At 40.1% G+C, this 23,315-nt stretch carries 20 protein-coding genes; 12 read left to right on the plus strand and 8 right to left on the minus strand.

All coding sequences use genetic code 11. From position 1 onward, the window contains the following. Nucleotides 1–11 precede the first annotated feature (11 nt). Together H5072_RS00075 and H5072_RS00080 are read left to right on the plus strand one after the other, a co-directional pair. Nucleotides 12–1,739, plus strand: coding sequence for a DUF885 family protein (locus H5072_RS00075; protein WP_182692311.1), 1,728 nt, complete (start codon nucleotides 12–14; stop codon nucleotides 1,737–1,739). 119 nt (nucleotides 1,740–1,858) lie between these two features. After that, nucleotides 1,859–3,166 carry a DASH family cryptochrome gene (locus H5072_RS00080; RefSeq protein ID WP_182692299.1) on the plus strand — a complete coding sequence of 436 codons (1,308 nt, stop codon included), beginning with the start codon at nucleotides 1,859–1,861 and terminating at the stop codon, nucleotides 3,164–3,166. A 29-nt stretch (nucleotides 3,167–3,195) separates the two neighbouring features. On the opposite strand, the gene H5072_RS00085 is transcribed toward H5072_RS00080, so the two are convergent. Continuing rightward, nucleotides 3,196–4,260 (minus strand): YeiH family protein, encoded by a 1,065-nt coding sequence (locus H5072_RS00085; protein WP_182692300.1) that lies wholly within the window; start codon nucleotides 4,258–4,260, stop codon nucleotides 3,196–3,198. Nucleotides 4,261–4,381: 121 nt separating this feature from the next. On the opposite strand from H5072_RS00085, the gene H5072_RS00090 reads away from it, so the two are divergent. Further along, nucleotides 4,382–5,260, plus strand: coding sequence for a LysR family transcriptional regulator (locus H5072_RS00090; RefSeq protein ID WP_182692301.1), 879 nt, complete (start codon nucleotides 4,382–4,384; stop codon nucleotides 5,258–5,260). 132 nt (nucleotides 5,261–5,392) lie between these two features. Here the strand turns inward: H5072_RS00090 and H5072_RS00095 are convergent, their stop codons facing one another. The 4 genes from H5072_RS00095 to H5072_RS00110 form a co-directional block, all read right to left on the minus strand. After that, nucleotides 5,393–5,839: a hypothetical protein gene (locus tag H5072_RS00095; RefSeq protein ID WP_182692302.1), complete on the minus strand. Its 447-nt coding sequence runs from the start codon at nucleotides 5,837–5,839 to the stop codon at nucleotides 5,393–5,395. 453 nt (nucleotides 5,840–6,292) lie between these two features. Further along, nucleotides 6,293–6,751: a thioredoxin family protein gene (locus tag H5072_RS00100; protein WP_182692303.1), complete on the minus strand. Its 459-nt coding sequence runs from the start codon at nucleotides 6,749–6,751 to the stop codon at nucleotides 6,293–6,295. Nucleotides 6,752–6,845: 94 nt separating this feature from the next. Continuing rightward, on the minus strand, nucleotides 6,846–8,813 hold the full coding sequence (locus H5072_RS00105; RefSeq protein ID WP_182692304.1) for a hypothetical protein: 1,968 nt from the start codon (nucleotides 8,811–8,813) through the stop codon (nucleotides 6,846–6,848). Between the two features lie 136 nt (nucleotides 8,814–8,949). Continuing rightward, the gene (locus H5072_RS00110) at nucleotides 8,950–9,861 is read right to left on the minus strand and encodes a LysR family transcriptional regulator (protein ID WP_039488765.1); all 912 of its coding nucleotides are present in this window, start codon (nucleotides 9,859–9,861) and stop codon (nucleotides 8,950–8,952) included. Nucleotides 9,862–10,034: 173 nt separating this feature from the next. On the opposite strand from H5072_RS00110, the gene H5072_RS00115 reads away from it, so the two are divergent. From H5072_RS00115 to H5072_RS00150, 8 genes are all read left to right on the plus strand, one after another. Further along, the gene (locus tag H5072_RS00115; protein WP_154904096.1) at nucleotides 10,035–10,712 is read left to right on the plus strand and encodes a glutathione S-transferase family protein; all 678 of its coding nucleotides are present in this window, start codon (nucleotides 10,035–10,037) and stop codon (nucleotides 10,710–10,712) included. A gap of 105 nt (nucleotides 10,713–10,817) precedes the next feature. Next, nucleotides 10,818–11,945 carry a zinc-binding dehydrogenase gene (locus H5072_RS00120; protein WP_154904095.1) on the plus strand — a complete coding sequence of 376 codons (1,128 nt, stop codon included), beginning with the start codon at nucleotides 10,818–10,820 and terminating at the stop codon, nucleotides 11,943–11,945. Nucleotides 11,946–12,166: 221 nt separating this feature from the next. Continuing rightward, nucleotides 12,167–14,725 (plus strand): CotH kinase family protein, encoded by a 2,559-nt coding sequence (locus tag H5072_RS00125; RefSeq protein WP_182692305.1) that lies wholly within the window; start codon nucleotides 12,167–12,169, stop codon nucleotides 14,723–14,725. A 77-nt stretch (nucleotides 14,726–14,802) separates the two neighbouring features. After that, on the plus strand, nucleotides 14,803–15,717 hold the full coding sequence (locus tag H5072_RS00130) for a polyphosphate polymerase domain-containing protein (protein ID WP_154904093.1): 915 nt from the start codon (nucleotides 14,803–14,805) through the stop codon (nucleotides 15,715–15,717). Between the two features lies 1 nt (nucleotide 15,718). Continuing rightward, a complete protein-coding gene (locus tag H5072_RS00135; RefSeq protein WP_182692306.1) occupies nucleotides 15,719–16,306 on the plus strand; it encodes a DUF4956 domain-containing protein in 588 nt (195 codons plus the stop codon). Between the two features lies 1 nt (nucleotide 16,307). Further along, nucleotides 16,308–17,402, plus strand: coding sequence for an OprO/OprP family phosphate-selective porin (locus tag H5072_RS00140; RefSeq protein WP_182692307.1), 1,095 nt, complete (start codon nucleotides 16,308–16,310; stop codon nucleotides 17,400–17,402). A 298-nt stretch (nucleotides 17,403–17,700) separates the two neighbouring features. Next, a complete protein-coding gene (locus tag H5072_RS00145) occupies nucleotides 17,701–18,735 on the plus strand; it encodes a type IV toxin-antitoxin system AbiEi family antitoxin (RefSeq protein ID WP_182692308.1) in 1,035 nt (344 codons plus the stop codon). Next, nucleotides 18,716–19,573: a nucleotidyl transferase AbiEii/AbiGii toxin family protein gene (locus tag H5072_RS00150; protein ID WP_182692309.1), complete on the plus strand. Its 858-nt coding sequence runs from the start codon at nucleotides 18,716–18,718 to the stop codon at nucleotides 19,571–19,573. The genes H5072_RS00145 and H5072_RS00150 overlap by 20 nt, the downstream gene beginning before the upstream one ends. A 438-nt stretch (nucleotides 19,574–20,011) precedes the next feature. Here the strand turns inward: H5072_RS00150 and H5072_RS00155 are convergent, their stop codons facing one another. The 3 genes from H5072_RS00155 to H5072_RS00165 form a co-directional block, all read right to left on the minus strand. Then, nucleotides 20,012–20,458 (minus strand): hypothetical protein, encoded by a 447-nt coding sequence (locus H5072_RS00155; protein WP_138685222.1) that lies wholly within the window; start codon nucleotides 20,456–20,458, stop codon nucleotides 20,012–20,014. Nucleotides 20,459–20,628: 170 nt separating this feature from the next. Beyond that, nucleotides 20,629–21,162: a hypothetical protein gene (locus tag H5072_RS00160; RefSeq protein ID WP_182692310.1), complete on the minus strand. Its 534-nt coding sequence runs from the start codon at nucleotides 21,160–21,162 to the stop codon at nucleotides 20,629–20,631. Nucleotides 21,163–21,325: 163 nt separating this feature from the next. After that, nucleotides 21,326–21,823: a GNAT family N-acetyltransferase gene (locus H5072_RS00165; protein ID WP_002962781.1), complete on the minus strand. Its 498-nt coding sequence runs from the start codon at nucleotides 21,821–21,823 to the stop codon at nucleotides 21,326–21,328. 696 nt (nucleotides 21,824–22,519) lie between these two features. Between H5072_RS00165 and H5072_RS00170 the strand changes: the two genes are divergently transcribed. After that, nucleotides 22,520–23,005 (plus strand): hypothetical protein, encoded by a 486-nt coding sequence (locus tag H5072_RS00170; RefSeq protein WP_010554987.1) that lies wholly within the window; start codon nucleotides 22,520–22,522, stop codon nucleotides 23,003–23,005. Nucleotides 23,006–23,315 lie beyond the last annotated feature (310 nt).

Here is a 23,315-nt window from a genome sequence, read left to right on the forward strand (position 1 = left end):
AACGGATGACTATGTTTAAAAAAAGTATTCTAGCTATATGCTTAGCGGTTGCATCGCTACCAAGCTTAGCCGACACTAACACTGATTTAAAAACCATTATTGATAACCACTGGCAAAACGCCAAAGCTGAAAAAATATTTTTTCGTACCGACCCAGACGGCTGGAAGCCAAACGGTACATTGCCAAATTGGAGCGAGCAAGCCATTGCAAAGCGCCAAGCTTATAACAACAGCGTGCTAAAAAGCTTAGCCAGCATTGACCCAAAAACGCTCAACAACGAGCAGCTAATGAACTACCGCTTATTTAAATATGAGCGAAAAACCGAGCAGCAAAGCTACCTTTATCAAGATAAGTATTTTCCGGTTAATTTTTTAAGTGGCTGGCATACTTATTTTGCCGAAGCACCGGCTAACATGGCATTTTTAACACCCGACGATTACAACGCATTTTTAATCAGCCTTGCCGACTACCCTCGATTTAATCAGCAAAATATTGATTTAATGAAAGAAGGTATAAAAACAGGCTTTACTCATTACTGCAAAACCTTTGAAAATTACAGCCAAAGCATTAGCGCGCATATTGTTAAGCAACCTGAAAACAGTGCCCTTTACGAGCCCTTTACACGTATACCAAACACGTTTACAGCAGAGCAAAAAGCCACATACCAAAATAAAGCAAAGGCCTTAATCAGCTCAAAAGTAGTCCCTGCTTATCAGCACTTTTACGACTTTTTTGAAAACGATTACATGCCTAACTGTAGAGCCCAGCCGGGTATTGCAAGCGTTAAAGGCGGGCTTGAGTATTACAAATATGCAGTTAATTACTACACCACAACCAATGCCACACCAAAGAAAATTCATGAGCTTGGCTTAAAAGAAGTCGCGCGTATTAAAGCGCAAATGCAAAACATTATTGATGAAGTAGGTTTTGATGGCACATACAGCGATTTTTTAGAATTTTTAGCGACCGATGAGCAATTTTACGCAACAGACGCGCAAGACCTGCTAGAAAAAACCGCTTTTATTACGCAAAAAATGTATGGCAAGTTACCAACCTACTTTAATCATTTACCGCGTAATACCTTTACTATTAAAGGCTCAGCGAGTCGCGGCGCGTTTTATATGCCACCTGCTGATAACCGTTCCCCTGGTACTTATTTTTTAGCCTCAACACCTAAACTACAGCCTTTATATAATTTAGAAGCACTTAGCTTACATGAGGCAATACCAGGGCATCACTTACAAAACGCTATTGCTATGGAGTTAAATGTACCCGAATTTAGACGCACACTTAGCCACTCTGCATTTGGCGAAGGTTGGGCACTATACACAGAGCGCTTAGGTAAAGAAGCCGGCTTTTATCAAAGCCCGTACAGCGACTTTGGTCGTTTAGGCTACGAAATGTGGCGTGCAGTAAGACTTGTTGTTGATACCGGTATTCATGCCTTTGGTTGGAGCCGCCAAAAGGCTATTGACTACTTGGCAGATCACACTGCTTTGCCACAAAGCGCGGTGGAGGATCAAATAGATCGTTATATTTCATGGCCTGGCCAAGCGCTTTCGTACAAAATGGGCGAAATAAAAATACGCGAACTGCGTGCAAAAGCCGAAAAAGAACTAGGTGCTAAGTTTGATATTCGCAGCTTTCACGACACCGTTATAGGCCAAGGCTCGCTGCCTATGGAAGTATTAGAAGACGTAATAAACGATTGGATAGCAAAACAAAAATCGGCTATTTAACATTCAAGGAGGCGGTATTATTTGCCGCCTCTTTTTAAAACCCTCTTAAACACCTCAAAACTAATCCCTACCCGCTTTTGCTTCGTAAACTTAATGATTACAAAAACCTGGGCAAACCTATGAGCAAACGCATTTTATATTGGCTACAAAACGATTTACGAATAGACGACAACCCTATTTTAAGCGAACTTGCTACTGAGCAATGCGCGCTCGATATTGTATTTGTTATAAACCCGCACTGGTTTAAAAATAATAACTATCAACAAAAGCCGTATGGCGTGCATAAACAGCAGTTTTTAATGCAAAGCTTGTATGAACTCCAACAAGAGCTTATTGAGCGCGGGCAAACCCTGCATGTGCTTGAAGGCGAACCTGTATCGCTTTTGAAAGCGCGTATTAATGAGCAAAATATAGATGAAGTTGTATACAGCGAGCAATTTGGCCTGTACGAGCAACGCCAAATAAACTTACTCAAAGCACATTGCCCAAATACACAATTTACAGGAACGCAGCAAGACACACTCTATAAACAAAGTGACCTACCGTTTGATGTAAGCGAATTACCTAAACACTTTACCCCGTTTCGTAAAAAGGTAGAGGCCGCCACTAGCCCCATTTCACTTTCAACATTACCAAACGGTTTGCTCCCTCAGCCAATAACCCTGTGCGCTAAAAAACCTCTAGGGCGTATAGCAAATAATGGCGTAATGCATGGCGGGTTTAAAATTGCGCAAACACACTTAGAGCAATACTTTTCAGGTTTACTACCAAGTACTTATAAAATAACTCGAAACGAGCTTGATGGCTTTAATAACACCACAAGATTTAGTACCTGGCTTGCTTTTGGGTGTGTAAGTGCGCGGCAAGTTTATAAAGCAGTTGAGGCGTACGAACATAACCAAATAACAAACGAGTCTACCTACTGGATTAAATTTGAATTACTATGGCGAGAATATTTTAAATGGCATGCACTTAAGGCAGGTAAAAGCCTGTTTAATTTTAAAGGCCAAAAGCAAACAAAACCCCTTACTACATTTATGCCAAACCGCTTTGCTGCATGGTGTAATGGCTCAACACCCTACCCATTAGTCAATGCCATTATGAACGAGCTAAACGCTACGGGTTATATATCAAATAGAGCAAGGCAAATTGCAGCCAGTTGTTTAGTGAACGAACTTGGCCTTGATTGGCGCTATGGCGCAGCATATTTTGAACAACAATTGATTGATTACGATGTAGCCGCTAATTGGGGTAATTGGCAATATATAGCAGGTGTAGGCGTAGATCCGCGTGGTGGTAGGCACTTCAATATTGAAAAACAAACGTTACAGTTTGACCCGCACGCTGTTTACACTAATAAATGGCAAGGCAATAAAAATACCAGCACGCAGCTGGATACTTTAAACGAAGTTGATTGGCCAATTTAAGCCGCCAATCAACTTTTACAAAGTAACGTTTAAAACAACTCAGCAATACCCACATTAATAGCGTAACCACCCAAGGTTAAAAACAAAAATAAACAGCCTGCTAATAACAGCGGTTTTATACCCGCTTGGCGAATAGCGCCAACATGTGTGCGTAAACCTAAAGCCACCATCGCAATGGTGAGTAATATATTATCAAACCAAACAACTGCGCTTGTAGCCACTTGAGGAATAATAGAGAGTGAATGCACACCACTTGCCACAATAAATAACACCGCAAACCAAGGGATTGTAATACCCGCTTTTTGCTCGCCGCCAGGCGCGTTTATATTTGCATGCTTTTTACTTTGCCAAAACGATAAGCCCACTAAAAATGGCGCAAGCATCATCACCCTTAGCATTTTTTCTATAACGGCGGTATCTGCAGCATTGGCGCTTACAGCTGTGCCCGCTGCAACCACTTGCGCTACTTCATGAATAGTTGAGCCTACAAAAATACCGTAAGCGTGTTCACTCAGGCCCATGTAATCAAACATAATTGGGTAGGCGAACATGCTTAACGTGCCAAACACCACCACCGTTGCCACCGCTACCGATACTTTATGCGCCTGCGCTTTTATAACTGGCTCAGTTGCCATAACCGCAGCGGCACCACAAATAGAACTACCCGCGCCAATTAATATGGTTGTTTGTTCATCAAGCTTAAATACGCGCTTACCTAGCTGCACTGCCAAAATAAATGTGCCTAACAGCATTACAACATCGGTTAATAAGCCTTCCCAGCCTACGCCCGCTACTTGCGCAAAGGTAATTCTAAACCCAAACAACACAACCCCCGCTTTAAGCAATATACTTTTAGCGTAATCAACACCTATATCGGTTTGCGTAGCAATACGCGAAAACACACTGTTACCCACAATAATGCCAAGCACTATACCAATAGTTAAAGAGCTAAATTGCGCACTTTGCATTATGGGTAACTTACTTAATGCAACAGATGCCCCCGCCAAAACCACCACCAGCAGCATACCTAACCACCAGCGCGTATCGCCGTATTGCTTAGTATTAATACCCAAATTTTTAATAGCGCTAAGCATAATATTCCCTCAATTGAACAACGTTAAACTGTTGACTTCATTTTAAGAAAGCGCAAAATATAACTCCAATACATTAAAATCATGATTCGATAACTTAAAGTTATCGAATTTGAGAGGCACAATGAACTTGCATGCACTTCGGGTGTTTTATACGGTAGCAAAGCTTGGTAGTTTTTCAGGCGCAGCCGAGGCGCTTTTTATAAGCCAACCGGCTGTATCTAAAGCGCTAAAAGAGCTTGAGCACCAATTAAATATTCAACTTATAGAGCGTGCATCTAAAGGCAAAAAACTTACCTTAAGCGAGGGCGGCCAAGCCTTGTATGATCATGCACGTAGCATTTTTGCCATTGAAAAAGCCGCCATAGAAGATATTAAATCACGCACAGGGCTTAAGCGTGGCACGCTCGTTATAGGCACTAGTACAACCATTGCCAGCTATTGGCTACCGCCCTACTTAGCTAAATTTTGCGCGCAGTACCCTGATATAAAGGTAGAAGTACAAGTGGCTAATACAGCGCAAATTGAGCACGCCCTACTTGAATGCACTATCGATTTAGCACTGGTTGAAGGCACACCAACCGAGCCGCATATAATAAGTAAGCACTGGCAAAACGATTTAATGAGTGTTGTTATACCGAGTAACTTTAAGCCCACGAAAGACTTAAAAGCATGGTTAAACAATCAATTTTGGCTACTGCGCGAGCCGGGCTCGGGTACTTTAGAAATGTCGGTAAAGTTATTAGCAGAGCATGGCGTAATAGCAGAGCGCAGTATGCAATTGGGCAGCAACGAAGCCATATCAAGGGCCGTCGCACAAGGAATGGGCGTGGCTTTATTGCCAAATGTAGTTACTGAGGATTTAGTGCAGCTAGGTAAATTAACACGCCTGAGCCAAAAAAATAACGAGCAACTTTCTCGGCCACTTTATCAACTGCATTATAAAGACAGACCGTCTCCACACGCTGCGCAAGCGTTCGAAAAAAGCCTGTTTAGTGAATAATGCTCGCAATCTATAAGTAGTAAGGCACCAGTAGCAAATTTACATAAAGTTTAATCTTTAAAGTCAAAATTTGAGCCCTTTAGTCTTTCTAATGCCTATTAGCTGTATTAGCTAAGTTAAAACTCACTTGTGTTACGTGATACACCTTTCATGCTTTACTATTAAATTAAAATAATTTTTAAACATGTGTTCAGAGCTGGTATCCCTTAAATCCACATCAAAATAGTAACCGTCTTCTAAAACTTTCAAACTCTCTAAATCATTGCAAATGCGCTCAAGAATCAAATGTTTATATTTTGGAGTTATATTTTTGATTTCATCCAGAGTGAGCCCTTCGGCATCAAAATTCACAACAACTCTTAAACTGGTACCTGAATAACCATGCCTTACAAAACTAATTCGGCTATCAATGGATGAAAAAAAGGTGCTGAAGTGATTTTTATCTTCCTCGTATTTCCATTGAGAAGCATCCCCCCAAATCAAGACAAAAATAGCACCAAAAACAGCGGCAGCTACATACAATTTGTTGGCATTTATCATAAACCACAATTGAACTTTTTCAGTTCGCATTAATTTCATAAGTCACATAACTTTTATGTAAAAGACTAAATCAGTCGGATAAAATAAAAGACTAATAATCAAAACCAAAGTCTTGCTCATTCACATGTGTAGGTAATATAACTAGAGTTAAGAAAAATACCTTGATGCTACACCAATGCCGATAAGTAAAATAATTAATAAAACCCAATATCTTTTTGAACCATCTAAATTTTCACCGCAGACTGGGCAAGATGATGACGCGATTGGAGTCCCGTTAATATTTGTCGTTTTAATTATTGGGGAGGTAATTCCTGATTTACACTTTTTGCACTTCATAAATATCCATATTAATTATAAATAAAATCGCGGGTTGATGCTCACAAAACGCTTACCTAATTGACGTTAAATGACAGGCTATAATTAGCAACAAATCACAGAAAACCAACCTTTATACATCCTTTTAATTGAATTGCCATAACATAAGAATAGACCTTACAAACCCTGAGTTAAGTCTTGCGCTAACGTACCCGTTGGCTTTTCAATTACGCGTACCAACTCTTTGCCATTTTGTTTAACAATAAACGTTGGCGTGTATTGTAAGTCGTGAGCCTGTGCAATGCCTGCATCGTCTTGCTTGTTGTAACCTACGGCCACATAGTCAATGCTTGCAAGTTGTACTTTCGATGCATCAAGTAACTTAATGAGTTTTGGCACTTCGCGTTCGCTGTCGTGGCACCACGTACCAAATAATACAATTAGCTCCTTGCCTTCTAGCTTTTGCATTAATGAAATGTCTTGTGCTGTTGGTGTATACGCCTTGTATTGCTCGTTAAACTTGTCGTAGTCGCTTAGCAGTACATCAGTGGTAATTGCGCCCGAAAACGGTGACGTAGCAGCGCAGCTTACAAGCGGCATGCTTAACGCGCACAATAAAATTAATTGTTTAAACATAAGGTTGCTCTTAATTAGATATTAAATTAGGTATTAAATAAAGCATTTAACGACTATACCCAATATTGAGTGTGGAGTGAACAGCTCTCAGGCGTTACTTTTTATCCATAAAAAAGTTTACTTGCGATAAGTTAGTTAAATATTCTCGCCTTACGTTTTTATTCTCAGCTAGCTTATCTAAATCACCAATTAGGGTAACTAGTTTATTATGAGAATGGCTGCTTGTTTTTTTAAACTCGTCTTGCTTTTCGTCACTCTCAACACGCTCTTTTTTATTCATGTTGTAGCTGTATTCGTTTTCTTCAAGCCAAATATCGTCAATTAAACGAATGTCACTTTTGCTAATGGTTTGTTCTTGCATCGCCATTTGCAGCTCGTATTGATTGGTTTGCGGATTAAACTCAAACATTTTTGTATCAACATCAACCTCGTGAGACTGAACAAGCCCCACAAGTTCTTTATTTTTAACCGCAGTACCTACGTTATAACTCTCTTCTTTGTTGTAGTAATCAGGGCGACTGTATTGATAATCAAAGTGGCTACTTACATTTTTACTTTGCGTTACACCGCTAAGCTCCCCTAATTGGCTTTGTTCAGTCGCTTGGCTTAGCTCAATTGTACTTTTAGGCTGATAATCGCCGTTATCAAGCGCATAAGAAAACGTGGCATCAAAATCAGCGAGCTTAGAAATACCCGCTCCTAATGTATTTGGCGCTTTATTACCAAGCCCTTGGTAACGGGTATCGTTTGTAATCATGTTATCAACCAAATCGGCAACCATGGCGCGCCCGTCATTAAAGTGCTGATCTGCAAGTGACTCCAAATTGCTATAACGCTCAGCCGCCGCTGACATACTCGCAAAAGCGCCTTTAAATAATGCAAAGCCCTGCAGCATTGCCTCATCGCCACTTTTACCAAATGCCGATGTTTTATCATCTTCAGTACTGTTTATCCGGCTATCTTCTAGGCTTTGATCGAGCGACGCTAAATACTGCTGCATTTGCTGCGTGTCTTTAGCGCCAATGGTTGACATATCGAGTGCAAAATCAATGTCGTTTTGCCCACCTGCGGCTTTAAACACAAGTGCTTGCTGGTTTGATGCTTCATCAATGGAGTAACTCAAATCAAGCGTGTTTTCTCCTGTATCAAGCGCATCATTTTGCGTTGTCGAAAACGACACATTAAAACCGGCTAACTGCTCACTATTAAAGCCCGCTAAAAAATCTAAGCTCATGTCTGTTTGATTTGGCACTATAAGAGGGTTGAATGAATTTTCACTCACTTTAAAAAATTCATCGGCCATTTCACCAACACCCGCCATAACCTGCCTTAAAGCGCCATGTTCAGCCTCAGATAAATTGCCATTAACTTCGTAACTTATGCCAAAGCCATCTATCGCTTCACCTGTTTTTTCGTCATAACCTTGCGATGAGTTAAAGGTAATGTTTATAACATCACCCTCTTTAGTTTTTACCGAGAGCTCAAACAGGTAGTTATCGTCATCCTCGTATTTTGCGCGATTAAGGCTTTCCATGTATGGATTAAGTGAGCGCTCAATACGTTGCTGGCTTGAGGCTAAAAACGTTTTTTGCTCATGCCCAAGCTGACCTAAACTCGATAAAATATCGCTGGTATTAGCATAAGCACCCTGAATATTTTTAACTGACGTATTTAGTCTTTCAATTAATTGGGTACTGTTTTCGTTTTTTAATAACCCCTCATGCTGAGAACTTATTACGGTGCGCAGGGCGAGTTCTTCATCGGAGAGTTTATAGTTAAGTATGCTGGGCGTGCTTGAAATAGTAAATAACGAGGTAAGTTGCTGTTGTAAAATATCCCCTACTTTTTGATTGCTAGCTAGTGCTTCGTCAATAGCTTCGTTATTTAGCTGGCTTAATAATTCATCGGATATTTTGGGGGCGTTAGTTTGTAAATCATTAATAGCTTGAAGGTCGCTACCGGTTAGCAGCGAAGGACTCACAGAGCTTTGGTTAGCGTTATTAACTGATTGGGCAAGTAAAGTGCTTAAATTAGACTGGCTGCCAAGTGCATTATTAACCATGATTATCCTTAATCTCTAAACCCTATTAAGTAATGTATCGGGCGCTTAGTTAAAAGCTTTAGCTTAAGGAGATATTTTTTACCTATTATTTATACAAACAACCCGCCAGGCTCTTAAGCACTATTCTGCTCGCTCATTACTCTTCATTTGTTTCTTTTATTCTTTGTACTAAAAAGTCGACCGCCGCTTTTACCTTTGGTACTAAATAGCGCTGCTTTTGATACAACAAATAAACCGCCATAGTCGCATTTTGGCTTATCGCTAATTCATGCTCAAACTTAAGCTCTTGCAACTGGCCAGACTCAAGGTATGAGTCGAGCGCCCACCGAGTTGACATTAAAATGCCCTCGCCATTACACGCTTTTTTAGCCAGCCACGATCCGTTATTTGAAATAGCGACCGCAGGCCCAGAAACGTCGTGCCATTGCTCATCTACTTTACATAACCACGGCGTTGGCCCCGCTGGCGTTTTAAAATAAAGGCCACTGTGGCCCTTTAATTCCATAACATTAGTAGGCACGCCGTATTTTTGTAAATAGCAGGGTGACGCAACAGGAATAAAGCCATTATCCATTAGTTTTATTGCTAGCACGCGTTCATTTGGCGCATAACCACCACGAATAGCAATATCTACATCGTCACGCCCAAGCGTAGACAACTCATCACTTAAGCTAACATCTAATATAATTTCGGGGTATAGCGCGCTAAATTCATCAAGCAGAGGCAGTAATATTTTATCACCAAAACTCACCATTGAGCTTATACATAATCGCCCCATTGGTGTTGTTTGATAACTGCGCACTGTTTCGTGGCTTTGCTCTAGCTGATTTAATATTTGCTGAACATCGTTATAGTAAATTTGCCCAACTTCAGTCAATTTAACTATACGGGTCGAGCGCTTTAAAAGCGTCGCCCCTAGGCTTTTTTCTAAATCAGCAACTCGCCTCGACAACGACGAGGGCGGCACATCAAAAGCTTTTGCGGCTTTAGTAAAACTGCCCGTTTCAACCACCTTAATAAAATACCGTATGGCTTTTAGTTGATCCAAGTCGCCTCTCCATTAAATAAAACTTTTTATTGTCTTAAAGACAAAAGTGATTCGCATTTTCCCCTATATATAAGCAAATTAAAACAAGTAATAATGTACTCAACCTAAAGACAGGGACTTAAATTGCATTTTTGGCAATGAGTATCTTCACGTTAATAATGGAAAGCTGACTTATGATTACTTTGCACGGTTTTGCTGCTAGCAACTATTACAACCTAGTTAAACATGTACTTTTACACAAACAACTGCCATTTAAAGAACACCTTGTTTACGGCGGTAGCGAAGAGTTATTAGCAATCAGCCCTGCAGGCAAAGTGCCTGCAATCACAACAGCTAACGGCCTTAATATTTCTGAGTCAAGTGTTATTTGCGACTTTATAGAAGAGTCGTACCCACAAACCCCGCTATACCCTGAAGATGCAGGTGAGCGCGCAGTTGTACGTCAAATTATGAAAATGGCAGAGCTTTATTTTGAACTGCCGAGCAGACGGTTCATCCCTTATGTATTTTCAGGCGCTGAAGTACCTGAAACCACTAAAGCCGAAGTACGCCAAGTATTAACGCGTGGCGTAACCGCTTTGAGTAGCGTGTGTAAGTTTTCACCTTGGATTGCAGGCGAGCAATTTACAATGGCAGACATTTACGTTTATTACGTAAACACCATTGTTAGCGCCTTTGGCTCAAGCCAGCTTGATTGGGATGTACTTGCACAAGTACCCGGCATGAAAGAGTGGAACGAATCAATGAGCCAATTAGCCATTACCCAAAGCATAGAGGCCGATCGGCAATCAAATATGGCTGAATTTATGCAAAAAGTGAAAGCGCAAATTCAAGCTGCCAACGCTAAATAACGCGTAGCTACAAAAGTATCTATTCTAATTTTTAATTACTAAGACAGATCGCCAATACAATAATGCTATTGGCTTAACAAATTTAATTCTTTGCAGGAAAAACCTATGACAAATAAAAATATCCAACTTACTTCAACTATCAGCGAAGACAATAAACTTACACTTGCCTTAAAAAACATCGAGATGCCAAAGCCAAATGCCGATGAAGTTGTTATTCGTATTGAAGCTGCACCATTAAACCCATCAGACTTAGGCGTTTTATTCAGCGCAGCTGATATGTCTACTGCAAAACAATCGGGTACTGATGAAAATCCAGTAATTACTGCCGATGTTCCAGCTCAATTTATGCCATCACTTAAAACTCGTGTTGGAAAAGCAACCCCTGTAGGTAATGAAGGCGCAGGCACCGTAGTAGCTGCGGGGTCATCACCTGCTGCACAAGCATTAATGGGTAAAACCGTTGCAGTAATTGGCGGCGGTACGTATCGTCAATTTATATGTGCCAATGTACAAAGTTGCCTAGAGCTAAAAGAAGGGACTACTGCTAAAGAAGGTGCATCATCTTTTGTTAACCCACTTACCGCACTAGCAATGGTAGAAACCATGCGCGCTGAAGGCCATAAAGCCATTATTCACGCCGCAGCGGCCTCTAACCTTGGCCAAATGCTAAACCGTATTTGTATTGCCGATGGCGTTGATTTAATTAATATTGTTCGCAAACCAGAACAAGAAAAATTACTGCGCGATATGGGTGCAAAATATATTGTTAACTCAAGCAGCGACACTTTTCTTGCTGACCTAACAGCTGCAATAATCGAAACCGGTGCAACTATAGCGTTTGACCCTATTGGTGGCGGCCAACTAACAAGTGACATTCTTAACTGTATGGAAGTTGCAGCTGCGCGCGATATGAAAGAGCACACAATTTATGGCTCTGATACATTTAAACAAGTGTACATTTATGGCGCACTAGACCGCGGCCCTATTACATTAAACCGTAACTTTGGTTTTGCATGGGCTGTAAACGGGTTCTTGTTATTTAATGCCTTAGGTAAATTAGGCACAGATACAGTAATGAAAATGCGCAAACGGGTTGCTGATGAAATCACCACTACATTTGCGAGTAACTACACGCACGAAGTGTCATTAGCTGAGGTATTACATTTACAGTCAATCGCGGCTTATTCTAAACAAGCCACCGGCGAAAAGTACTTAATTAAACCTCAAGCTTAATTATATATTCTTCGTTAAAAATTAAAAAGCAGATGCTAATTAGGTATCTGCTTTTTTACGTTTAAATATACGCACTTTACTATTGCTAGGTTTGCAGTTAACGCGTCCTTAAAGCTGTCATAAAACCATCACAAAAACGTAATTTACTAAATGTTTACACATTGTTTGCACCTTTTATTCTTATAGTTTATCCACTTTAATAAAATAATAAGCGTGCCTACATGAATATAAAACCTTTTATATTTTATTCAGTTATTGCCTCTACTACATTATTGTATGGCTGCGGCGGTGCTGAGCAAACTACCGACACTAGCACAGAGCAAAGTACTGATTCATCATCAACAATCACGTCAACTGGCTTAGTTATAAATGAAATTGTCGCAAGTCCAAGTGATACCTCCTACGATTGGATTGAGCTATATGCCACTGAAGATATAGCCGATTTGTCGGTATTTTCACTTGTTGATGATAACGCCGACAGAGAGCCTCAAGCATTACCCGCAGTAGCGCTTTCGCAAGGTGAGTTTATTGTTATTCAAGCCATTGATGAAACCGACACACCGCCCGATAACGGTTATTACGTTACCTTTAAACTAGGTAGCGACGACGCTGTTACGCTTTATGAAAATGGCACTGCGGTGTCTGTACTTGATTGGGAAGAAGGCGAAGCCCCTGAAGGTTTTAGCTACGGCTTATACACCGACGGCACCGGCACCGCGCAAACATTAACACCAACACAGGGCACAGCTAACCAAACAGCCGACACCTCAACACTTGTTACCACGCTAATTGCTGAAGATGCCCCACTGCGTATAAACGAAGTAGTAGCAAAAGACAGCAGCGGCTCCGAGGACTGGATAGAGCTTTATGTAACAAGCAGTAGCGATGTTTATTTAGCTGACTACACACTAAGTGATGACAATAACGAGCAATTTTCCCTACCCGACATTACTTTAGCGCCCGGTGAGTTTTATCGTATTTACGCCAGCACCGATGATTTAGGCGACCTCCCAAGCGTAGCGTTTAAATTAGGCTCAAGCGATACCGTAAGCCTTTACAGTAACAATGTAATTATAGAGCAGTTATCGTGGAAAAAAGGCCAAGCCTTGAGTGGTTACAGCTATGGCCGCTACCCAGATGGCAGCGATGCAACAGCGGTATTAACTCCAACAGAGCTTAGTCAAAATAGCAAAGCAACTCACGGACCACTCGTTATTAACGAAGTGGTGGCAAGCGCTGCAGACGATGGCAACGACTGGTTTGAGCTATACAATAACAGCGAAAATACTATTAACTTAGCCAACTACCAAGTTATTGATGAAAGCGACGACATAGACCCAGTAACCCTGCCCGACATAGATTTATACGCAGGCCAATACATTACTATTTATGCCACCGATGAAGATCCAGGTACTTACTACGTACCGTTTAAACTAGGTAAAGAAGACGAGTTAAGCTTAATACTCAACGATGAAGTAATTGACTACATTGATTGGGACGAAAGCGATGTAGCCACAGGCTTTAGTTACGGCCTAAGTAACAGCACCGACTTTACTCATGCGTTTTTAACCCCTACTCCAGGTAGCGAGAATACCGTTGCAACCGCATTTACACCCACAGCTGTTAATACGCTTTCTATTACAATTACCGACGAAAACTGGCAAGACATTCTAGATAACCCACTTGATGAGGAATATCACGAAACTGCTATTACTTTTAACGGTGTAACACTCGATAGCGTGGCTATTCGCACTAAAGGCGGCTCAAGCTTAAGCAGTGTTGCCAACTCTAGCAGTGACCGATACAGCTTTAAGGTCGACATTAACGAATACGTGTCGGGCCAAAAGTTTTTTGGGCTAAAAAAATTCACACTGCAAAACTCGTTTAACGACCCGTCGTACATGCGTGAAGTAATTGCCTACGACCTAATGGATGAAATGGGCGTACCAACGCCTGAGCATGCTTACGTTAACTTTTATGTAAACGGCGAACTATTTGGTTTGTACTTAATGGTAGAAGCCATAGATGGTGAGTTTGTAGAAAAACACTTTGCCAACAGTAACGGCGATTTATACAAGCCTGATGGCACAGGCAGCGATTTACTATGGCTAGGTGACGACATACAAAGCTACACCGACATAAACTTACAAACTAACGAAGAGAGCACCGATAACGGCGCATTTATTAACTTTGTAGAATCGCTCGATGACGGCGAAACCAGCGCCATAGAGGTAGATACACTTTTACGTTATATGTCGGTTAGCACTTCGCTTTCTAATTTAGATAGCTACCACGGTACGCTTGCTCATAACTATTATATTTACGATGACGATGGCGTATTTAGCATTTTGCCATGGGATTTTAACGAGTCATTTGGCACCTTTAACATGAATTGTAATGGCGTAGATGTAAGAGAGCTCTACATTGATGAGCCAGTAAGCGGCGCATTAAATGAGCGCCCGTTAATTGCTAATGTATTTGCCGAGCAAAGCAACCTTGATGTGTACCACAGTTACTTAACGCAACTTATTAATGGTTCACTTTCAAGCGACACATTTAGTGCCCGCGTAAATGAAATAGCCGACTTAATCCGTGAGCACGTACAAAACGACCCCACTAGTTTTTACGGCTCAGATTACTTTGAGCAAAACCTAACCTCTACTACGGGGCAGTTTTACGGTTTAACGTCGTTTATGCAGTACCGCGTAGCAAATATGACCGCGCAGCTTGATGGCACATTGCCCTCAGCCGGCGACGGCAGCGGCTTTTGCGCTAGATAAACAACCCATCCTTCATGCAGTGCCAGCACGCTGGCACTACACTCTGTAACTTTGCAATTTAATAGTCTGAGAAAATTATGACAATTCAAGCACGTTTAAAGGATGAATTTTTTGAAAAGGACGCTTCAATCTCACCAGTAGCAATTACTGCAATAAACACTAAAAATAAGCAGGCCCAACCTGAAAAGCCAAACGCTGATAGCCCATTATCAACATTAATTAACGAGCTACTCACCCCGTTTGAAGGCTACGGATTAAAAGATCTTAATAACGCCAACTTAATGAACCGTGTAGACAGCAAGTTTATGCTGCCACTGTCTTTTTTACCTGAGCTACTAACTCACTTACAAGGCCAGTACCGTGTGCTTGATATACAAGGTAAGCGTTTATTTTCTTACTATAATCAGTACTTTGATACGCCCGAGCTTGATTTATACAAAGCCCACCATAACGGTAAGCTTAATCGATACAAAGTGCGCCAAAGACGCTACGTTGATACCGCCACCGAATACCTAGAAGTAAAACTAAAAAACAATCAAAGCCGTACGGTTAAAACACGTATCAAGCTCGAAAAAAACAACGAGCAAGCTCATTGTACTGCGTTTATGAAAGAACAAATGAAAAACAGCTTTGCACATTTAAACGTAACCCAACAAAGCGGCTATAACCGTATAGCTTTAGCCAACGAAGAAAAAGCCGAACGCTTAACGCTTGATTTTAACCTGTGGTACAACACCCCAAAAGGCGATAACAAAATAACCCTACCGGGCTTTTTTATTGCCGAACTTAAGCAACGTAAAAAAACAAAACACTCGCCATTTTATAAGCTGATGAGCAAACACCACATATTCCCTGCCTCGTTTAGTAAATACTGCATTGGCTGTGCTTTGCTCTACCCCGAGCGCTTAAAAGTAAACCGCTTTAAACCCGTTTTAGCCCGTTTAAAACACCTTAACCGCACTAACCCGCTTTTACCTTTAGAGAATAATTAAAATGACAAAATTAGATCTTATTTTTCTTTCCCGTTTTTTAGTAAACATCCTATCGCTGGCTGTACTTTGCTATGGCTGTTACTTTCGCATAAGTAAAAATGTAGTGGTGGCAGGCTCGTTTATTTTATTTGGCGTAGGCGTTTTTATTATTACCTTTTTGCTGCATGGCGTTGATATGTCAATGGAATTTGCATTTGGTCTATTTGCCGTATTTACCATGCTAAGGTACCGCACTGAGTCTATTTCGATTAAAGAAATGACTTACTTATTCCTTGTTACTGCTATTGCTTTACTTACCTCTGTAGGGCAAATGAGCTTAATTGAGCTAAGTATTCTTAACGGCATAATTTGCTTAATTGCCTTTGTAATTGACTCAAGCATATTTGTAAAACGCTACGAAGTACAAAGCGTTTGCTACGAGCGCATAGAAAACATAACCCCGCAAAACCAAGCCACACTCATCAACGATTTAAAACTGCGCACAGGCCTAAACGTAGTTGCTGTAGACATAGAGCACATCGACTTTTTAAAAGATGTAGCCCAACTAAAAGTGAGCTACTTAGCCGAAAAACAAACAAAGGTAGCCTAACATGACCTCTAAACTAACTATTTCTACCGTGGCGCTTTCAACACTTTGTTGTTTTGTTAGTAACGCAAGCTTTGCCAAAATTAACGACGATATAGATTTAAGCGGCTATATCATGCTCGACTACAACAAGTTTGATACCTCATTATTAGAGGAGCAATACGACAGCAGCAGCTCAGGAAGTACCTCAGAAATACGCCGCGCTCGCCTAAGTTTTAAATCAGACATAAGCAAAGACTGGAAAAGTAAATTTCAGCTTGGCTTTGCCGATGGCGAAACCGAAATAAAAGACGCCTACCTAGAATACTCAGGCTGGAAATATGCTGATTTAACCATAGGCCAGCAAAAAGAAGGTTTTGGCCTAGAAAAACTAACCAGCTCTCGTAATTTATTAATGCTTGAACGCAGCATGATAAGCGAAGCGTTTTCGCCAGGGCGAAGTTTAGGTATTAGCCTTTCAGGAGAGATAGCCTCAGTAAATTGGCAACTTGGTTATTATCAGCCCGACGAAGACGAAGCAACATCAGCTATTACAGGGCGGGTAGCCTGGGTGCCATGGCAGCAAGATACCAACCTATTACACTTAGGCGTCGCATTTAGTGAGAGGCAGTACGACGGTAACGAATTTAGAGTAAATGAGCCACTTGAAGTTTATACCGCCGACTCATTAATAGAAGGCGATAAAATTAATGCCGATAACCTCTCGCAGCAAGGTATAGAGCTGTTATGGATTAAAGACAGATTGACCATGATGGCCGAGTGGCAACAAGCACAAGTAACCAGTATTGAAGAGTCAACCAATGATTACGAAGGCGGCTATTTGCAATTTGGTTATCAACTAACGGGCGGATACCGCAAGTATAAAAACGCAAAACTAGGCGCAAGCTCAGAGCCAGGCTGGGAGCTCACTGGCCGCTATAGCTTACTTAAGCTCAAGCAAGAAAACCAAGACGCAAAAACCTACGCACTTGGTGTTAACTACACCGTAAACAAAAACATAAAGTTTATGGCCGACTACATCAAAGCCGACTACTTTGAGGCGGGCGGTACTATCACATCGGGCAATGCAATCTCATTAAGGCTGCAATATTCGTTTTAATGCGCTTGCGTGTTAAGCCAGTTAATCTAAAACTATAAAGCCCTATGCTAAACGTTACGTTTAACACAGGGCTATTTTAATAGAGCTGTTATAAACTCTCTAAAGGTAACTTATCAGGCTGGTACTTATCCCACTAATTACAGTAAGGCAATTTAAGCTTGTGAGCTTGCCACTCCCCTCGTTCATTAATGGTGACCGTTCAATAAAAATGAACAGCTTAAATTAATGAACAAAACTTGACTGGCGTTCAATTTATATTTATGTTCATAAACAATGAACAGTTAAATTTAGTGAACAAATGATGGGCCACGAGATAATACAGGCAGCTATTGAGAAATTAAACTTGCAGACGAGTTTAGGCGCAGAGTATAAAGCTTTTAAAAAAGAGTGTACTGAAGGCGAACTCGCTTTGCCTAATGTTAAAAGCAATTTAATTATTAAATGCAAAAAGCACCTAAATATAACCACCTTACAAAAGTATATTGCTGAATTAAAAATAAAAAATCAGATAACCAATGCCCTATTAATTACTGAGTACATCAACCCTAATCAAGCAGCTCTATTAAAGGAGCAAAATACATCCTTTATAGACCGAGTTGGTAACACGTATATTAATTGCTCCCCAATTTATATTGATATTCAGGGAAATAAGCCCGAAAAAGCCCACAATGAAATAGCCTTAGCCAAACAATTAGGTAAGGCATTTCAACCCAAGGGTATGAAAGTAGTATTTATGTTTTTAGTGCAACCGGAGCTGGTAAATAAACCCATGCGCACAATTGCAAAGATGGCCGAGGTTGCACTGGGAACGGTTAAACAAGTAATTGACGATTTAATATATCAAGAGTTTATAGTTCAAAAAGACCAACACACTAAAACAATCAACAATTCAAAAGCTTTACTAGAGAAGTGGTTAAACGCTTATCCTGTAACTGTTGAAGCTAAATTAAAACAAGAAATCTTCACTACTGATAACACGGAGCTACTACAAAAACTTGAACTAAATAATGTAAATGCCATATGGGGAGGCGAATATGCTGTTCAACAATATGATGATTATTTAAATACAAAAAATTATCTAATTTACGTAAGCCCTGAACATAAAAAAGTCATTTTAAAAACTGCACGATTACGAAAAGTAAAAGCAGAAGATAATATAAACGATGCAGTAACAAAAGTAGTTTTAGTGGAGCCATTTTTAGCTATAGAAAAACTTGTTGGGTCAAAGACTCATTTAGCACACCCGTATTTAATTTATGCTAATTTATTAGCTAGTAGAGACACAAGAAACATAGATGCTGCAACGAGGTTTTATGAAAAGCACATCGCTTAATGTTGTTGGTAAATTACCACGAGGGTTAGTTGGCCTTTATCAAAAAATAAACGCCCATACTGAAGCATTAGGGATCCCTTACCTAGTCATAGGTGCTACCGCCAGAGACATTATACTCCACCATGGCTACGGTGCTGCAATTGAGCGAGGTACAAGAGATATTGATTTTGGTATACAAGTCCAAAACTGGGACCAGTTTGAACAGTTAAAGGAGCATCTGCTAAAAAATGGTTTTACCCCTGATCAAACAAAAGTACACCAGCTAGTAACTACCGTTCCTAACGGTGAGCGCTGGGAGATTGATATTATTCCATTTGGAAATATTGCTGGTGATGGTAACTCTATTACTTGGCCGCCACAGCACGATATTGGAATGTCAGTAACAAGCTTTAACGAAGCATTTAAACATGCCCTAGACGTAGAAATTGCCAATAACCCCAATCTTAATATTAAAGTTGCATCGCCTGCTGGGATGCTATTGTTGAAGTTAATTTCATGGCTAGAAAGGGAGCATAGCGTTAGACGTAAAGACGCAATGGATATTTTTTATCTCACTAGGCACTACTCAAAAATACCTGATATCGCAGATTCACTTTATGAGGATGACTTTATGGACGCTCAAAACTATGATGAACATAAAGCGAGCACAATGAAACTAGCCACTGATGCTTGCAGCATCGCTAACGAAGAAGTTCTTTCATTCATTAATGAAAAATTGTTCAATATTGAGTCCAAAGTAGACAATTTAGTACTAGATATAAGCAGAGCAGTTCAAATTGAATATAGTGATGCTGAAGAGCTTTTAAGTATTATTTCTGAGCAGCTAAATACTGCTTAACTGTTTCAATAGCTCCTTTGTTTTATATATAAAGTAATCGCTATTGAAACCGCCGGATGCAATTTTCTTATTCCCATAAGTTACTAAAACAGCTTTGCTTATATGTTCTTTCTCATTCAAGCTTGGAACAGGGCTTTATATAAGGCGAGGCTTTGATAAGTGAATTTCCAATAGGAAGTTGGAATATTTCCCATTCAATGCTGGAATTGAGCTTATTTCTCAATTAACGCTGGAAGGGATCACCCGTACGTTGCTAGCCACTCAAGTACATTAAAGGTTTAAGGATATAGTTAATTTGATAGGCGTACTCTGGCAAACTTCGCTAGTGCGACATCAGCAGGCACTGGCAAACCTTGATGTATGAAGTCAAAATTTGACTCTTTTGACCCAAAAATTGTTGGCTAAAATAGGCGACGCAGGAGCAAAAGCCCACTGTTTTTAGTCCTTATTGATTTTCTTGTTAGTTGAGCTTTTTAACAAATCGAATTTCGTAATGATATAAATAGGTTCTTTTTTATATTCGACTTTATAAAGATATTGATTTTTAAGAAAATTAGTTTTCTCTTTTATTAAGCTAATTTGCTCCCATGGTATAAAAAAACTCTTGGGAAATAGTAGAATCAGCATCCGTTTTTGGCTTATAAATACCCCTTGCTCAAATGATTTGATATTTAGCCAAGTCCTATATTCACTATTTTTCTCACGAGAAATATCTGCAATATTTGTCAGGTACATACTGCGTGATTTAAAAATAGATGAATCCGAAATGCTTAAATCCGTTTTATATTCTCTAGCTAGTTTAGGGTAATACCCAATAGTGCTTTGGATATAATTCACTAAAACATAGAACAATAAAAATGGAATTAAGCCTATAACAAAGTCCACTTTTAAATACTCCGAAAACTTGTTCCGTGCTGCTGACTAGGTTGAAGCCAACTAACATCCCGCTTAGGGGCAATAACACGTGGGCTAAAATTTGGAGCGAAGCGACTGAGTCCACGTATTACTGTCCCAGGGAGCTTGCGACCGACTTAATGTGATTTTTCAACGTTTAATTACCAATCAGCTGCATACTGTTTATTTGCTTTAAAAGCCTCGACTTCTAAAGGTGCTTTGTCATAACCAAATTCAGCTATGTCAGAGAAGTGCTGAGTTATCACTTGGTCAAGACTAGATCTTTCGATTTGTAGCACATGAACCAATTCATGAGCCAATTTTGGCCTATTGAGCTCATATCCATTACGAACATAAATAGAATACCCGAAAGCCTGAGCATTATTGGTAATACCTTCACCAATAAAACCTAGTGCTTCACCTAGTGTTTTTAGAGCGAAGTTTTCGAATGGAAAGGGTACTTCTTCAACATGTACAATCCTGACTTTCTCTGGTTTTTGAATTCCTATATCAGCTGCCAAAGCTAATTCTCGTGAATTTAGCGGAATTCCTGACTCCGAGCCTTTTCTTTCAGTTTCATAAGCCCAGTCAACATACTGTGGTATCAATATGTCTGAGATGATTTTCTGGTATGACAGTGCTGCACCAATAATTAAAGCAAATAATATTATCACTGTAAGTTTGAAAAATTTCATTCAATTCAAATCCCTTTAAAAATTCCTACTAACTTGCAAAACAACATAACGCCGCGTTAAGTAGTGAGTGACGCCTACGTCTAACCTAAACCATTACACCGTAAACACAAAACTCATTTGAACCAAGAATGCCATGCGTTGCGAATCTGCCTTAAACGCTTTGTTATGCGTTCATTCCATGTGCAGGGCTGATTCTGGACATGATAACCATATCTATATACCGTCCACTTTTGAATGTACTCAAACGCTTAATGCCCTCAGTTTCAAAGCCTACCTTTTCATACAGAGCTTTGGCTGAAAGATTATCAGCATGAACCTCTAATTCAACACGAACTAAATTAAGCCAATTATCAGCTTGATTGATTGCTTCATGCATCAAGGCTTTTCCGACACCTTGTCCGTGACTTTCAGGGTGAACAGCGATGGCAATAGAAGCAGTATGCTTATCCCGAACTTTATCCGTTAGGAATAGCGTCACGTGTCCAACCACCTTACCATCAACTTCTGCGACTAACGTGTATTGATTTGATGCTGAAAAGAGATTTGAAACTTGCGAAGAGCTCAAAAAAGGAAGTTGTGATGTATTTGCCATTACTTCCGTAAAGCTATAAATATTATGAAGATCTTTATGATCAAATTCTTCTAAGTGTCTAATTTTCAAGTTATATCCCTACTGTAAGATCTGCCGAACACCTAGCAATTTAATAGTACGCTCATTAAGCATATTTCTGCCGACATAACGCTCATCTATCTACTTTATATAGTTTTAGCAAATTACCTAAGGTATTACTATAACTAAGTTTTCTAAAGTTTTTAGGTGAAGTTAATAATCCAATTTGCGCGCAGCGCGCATTTTCATGAATATATGCGCAAAAAGCAGTTTGACCAATCAATTAACTACTATATTTAGCCAATCTCAATAACTGGTTTTCGCTCATAACCGCCTTAGAACATTTGCATTGCGACATTTATCTTGGCCGCTAACACCGCTCAATTAATATGAGGTACAACAATAAACCGCTATCCATACAGTAATAAACCAAAAAAGATAAAGTATAGAATTTTAGTTGGGAATCTCTGTTTAAATAGTTTAAGCCTAAAAACAAAATTCTGTCCCCTATGAAAAGAACCCAAATAAGGAACGGAAGCACCATCGCTACAAGCACTGCCATATATGGCTCCTTATTCCAGATGTGTGATAAAACATTCCAAAGTTGGATGAGAAAGAACAAAAAGATCCTCTTTGATCAAACTACTCAATAATTGTACTAAATAATGCAATTAGTCATAAATCTGTAACTTTGATCCGCGATAATCTCTATCCGATAAATGAATAGACTCAAGAAGATTAAGTAAGATGAGTACACCCTTAGTGCAACTAACATTTGCACTGCAATCATTTGATGATTCTATGTCTGCGGCGATGAGCCACGCTATGGAATATGAAAAGCTATCGCTAAAAGCCAATGCTGCGCATAACATTACGCTGCAGTGTGTGTTGCCTGATGGCGCAAATGAGAGCGATGTTATTTCACTAAGTGCAACGCAGCCCAGTGCGCGTGGGGCGCAGTATTTTACTGAAAAAACGCTGAGCAATGCAGACCTTGAATCTGGTACTGTAAATCTTACTTTAAGTAACATTACACAAAGCCAGTGTTTTGTAGTGCAAATGATGCTGCACGGAAAAAACACGACCTTAAAAGAAAGCCAGCAACTCGATGTGTACATTAAAGCATTTGAGCAAGGCTATATCCCTGAGCAAATAAAAACTGAACATACCAAGTCACAGGGCGTTCGTAGCTACTTTGCAAGTATGGGCTCTACGTTTTTATCGCTGTTTTAATGCAAACTGCACTTAAATTACGCGACACTACTTATAAGTTGTTAGGGCGTGTTGAACTTTGGTGGGTGAATTTACAGCAGTATGTTTGGTTTTTAGGCAAGGCAGAGCCTATGTAGTGTGGTTACTCCCCATAAATAGGCGATAACGCAGCATAAATACCAAACATGCACTGCCCTTTGGGTTCTTTCTAGGGACGATTAACTCTTTGTTGCCTACATGGATGTAGGTAAGGGGCGTGAGCAGGACGCGGAAGCTTTGCTCGGTTTTTACTTAGCCCACTAGGTTACAAACCTCGCGCCGCGATTTAATC

The organism is Pseudoalteromonas sp. SR45-5 (assembly GCF_014163565.1).
GTDB classification, from domain to species: domain Bacteria; phylum Pseudomonadota; class Gammaproteobacteria; order Enterobacterales; family Alteromonadaceae; genus Pseudoalteromonas; species Pseudoalteromonas distincta.

What these genes read in the sequence shown, in the direction of transcription:
- H5072_RS00075 (WP_182692311.1), top strand. Translation starts at nt 12, where the DNA reads ATGTTTAAAAAAAGTATTCTAGCTATATGCTTAGCGGTTGCATCGCTA.
- H5072_RS00080 (WP_182692299.1), top strand. Translation starts at nt 1,859, where the DNA reads ATGAGCAAACGCATTTTATATTGGCTACAAAACGATTTACGAATAGAC.
- H5072_RS00085 (WP_182692300.1), bottom strand. Translation starts at nt 4,260, where the DNA reads ATGCTTAGCGCTATTAAAAATTTGGGTATTAATACTAAGCAATACGGC.
- H5072_RS00090 (WP_182692301.1), top strand. Translation starts at nt 4,382, where the DNA reads ATGAACTTGCATGCACTTCGGGTGTTTTATACGGTAGCAAAGCTTGGT.
- H5072_RS00095 (WP_182692302.1), bottom strand. Translation starts at nt 5,839, where the DNA reads ATGAAATTAATGCGAACTGAAAAAGTTCAATTGTGGTTTATGATAAAT.
- H5072_RS00100 (WP_182692303.1), bottom strand. Translation starts at nt 6,751, where the DNA reads ATGTTTAAACAATTAATTTTATTGTGCGCGTTAAGCATGCCGCTTGTA.
- H5072_RS00105 (WP_182692304.1), bottom strand. Translation starts at nt 8,813, where the DNA reads ATGGTTAATAATGCACTTGGCAGCCAGTCTAATTTAAGCACTTTACTT.
- H5072_RS00115 (WP_154904096.1), top strand. Translation starts at nt 10,035, where the DNA reads ATGATTACTTTGCACGGTTTTGCTGCTAGCAACTATTACAACCTAGTT.
- H5072_RS00120 (WP_154904095.1), top strand. Translation starts at nt 10,818, where the DNA reads ATGACAAATAAAAATATCCAACTTACTTCAACTATCAGCGAAGACAAT.
- H5072_RS00125 (WP_182692305.1), top strand. Translation starts at nt 12,167, where the DNA reads ATGAATATAAAACCTTTTATATTTTATTCAGTTATTGCCTCTACTACA.
- H5072_RS00130 (WP_154904093.1), top strand. Translation starts at nt 14,803, where the DNA reads ATGACAATTCAAGCACGTTTAAAGGATGAATTTTTTGAAAAGGACGCT.
- H5072_RS00135 (WP_182692306.1), top strand. Translation starts at nt 15,719, where the DNA reads ATGACAAAATTAGATCTTATTTTTCTTTCCCGTTTTTTAGTAAACATC.
- H5072_RS00140 (WP_182692307.1), top strand. Translation starts at nt 16,308, where the DNA reads ATGACCTCTAAACTAACTATTTCTACCGTGGCGCTTTCAACACTTTGT.
- H5072_RS00145 (WP_182692308.1), top strand. Translation starts at nt 17,701, where the DNA reads ATGATGGGCCACGAGATAATACAGGCAGCTATTGAGAAATTAAACTTG.
- H5072_RS00150 (WP_182692309.1), top strand. Translation starts at nt 18,716, where the DNA reads ATGAAAAGCACATCGCTTAATGTTGTTGGTAAATTACCACGAGGGTTA.
- H5072_RS00160 (WP_182692310.1), bottom strand. Translation starts at nt 21,162, where the DNA reads ATGAAATTTTTCAAACTTACAGTGATAATATTATTTGCTTTAATTATT.
- H5072_RS00170 (WP_010554987.1), top strand. Translation starts at nt 22,520, where the DNA reads ATGAGTACACCCTTAGTGCAACTAACATTTGCACTGCAATCATTTGAT.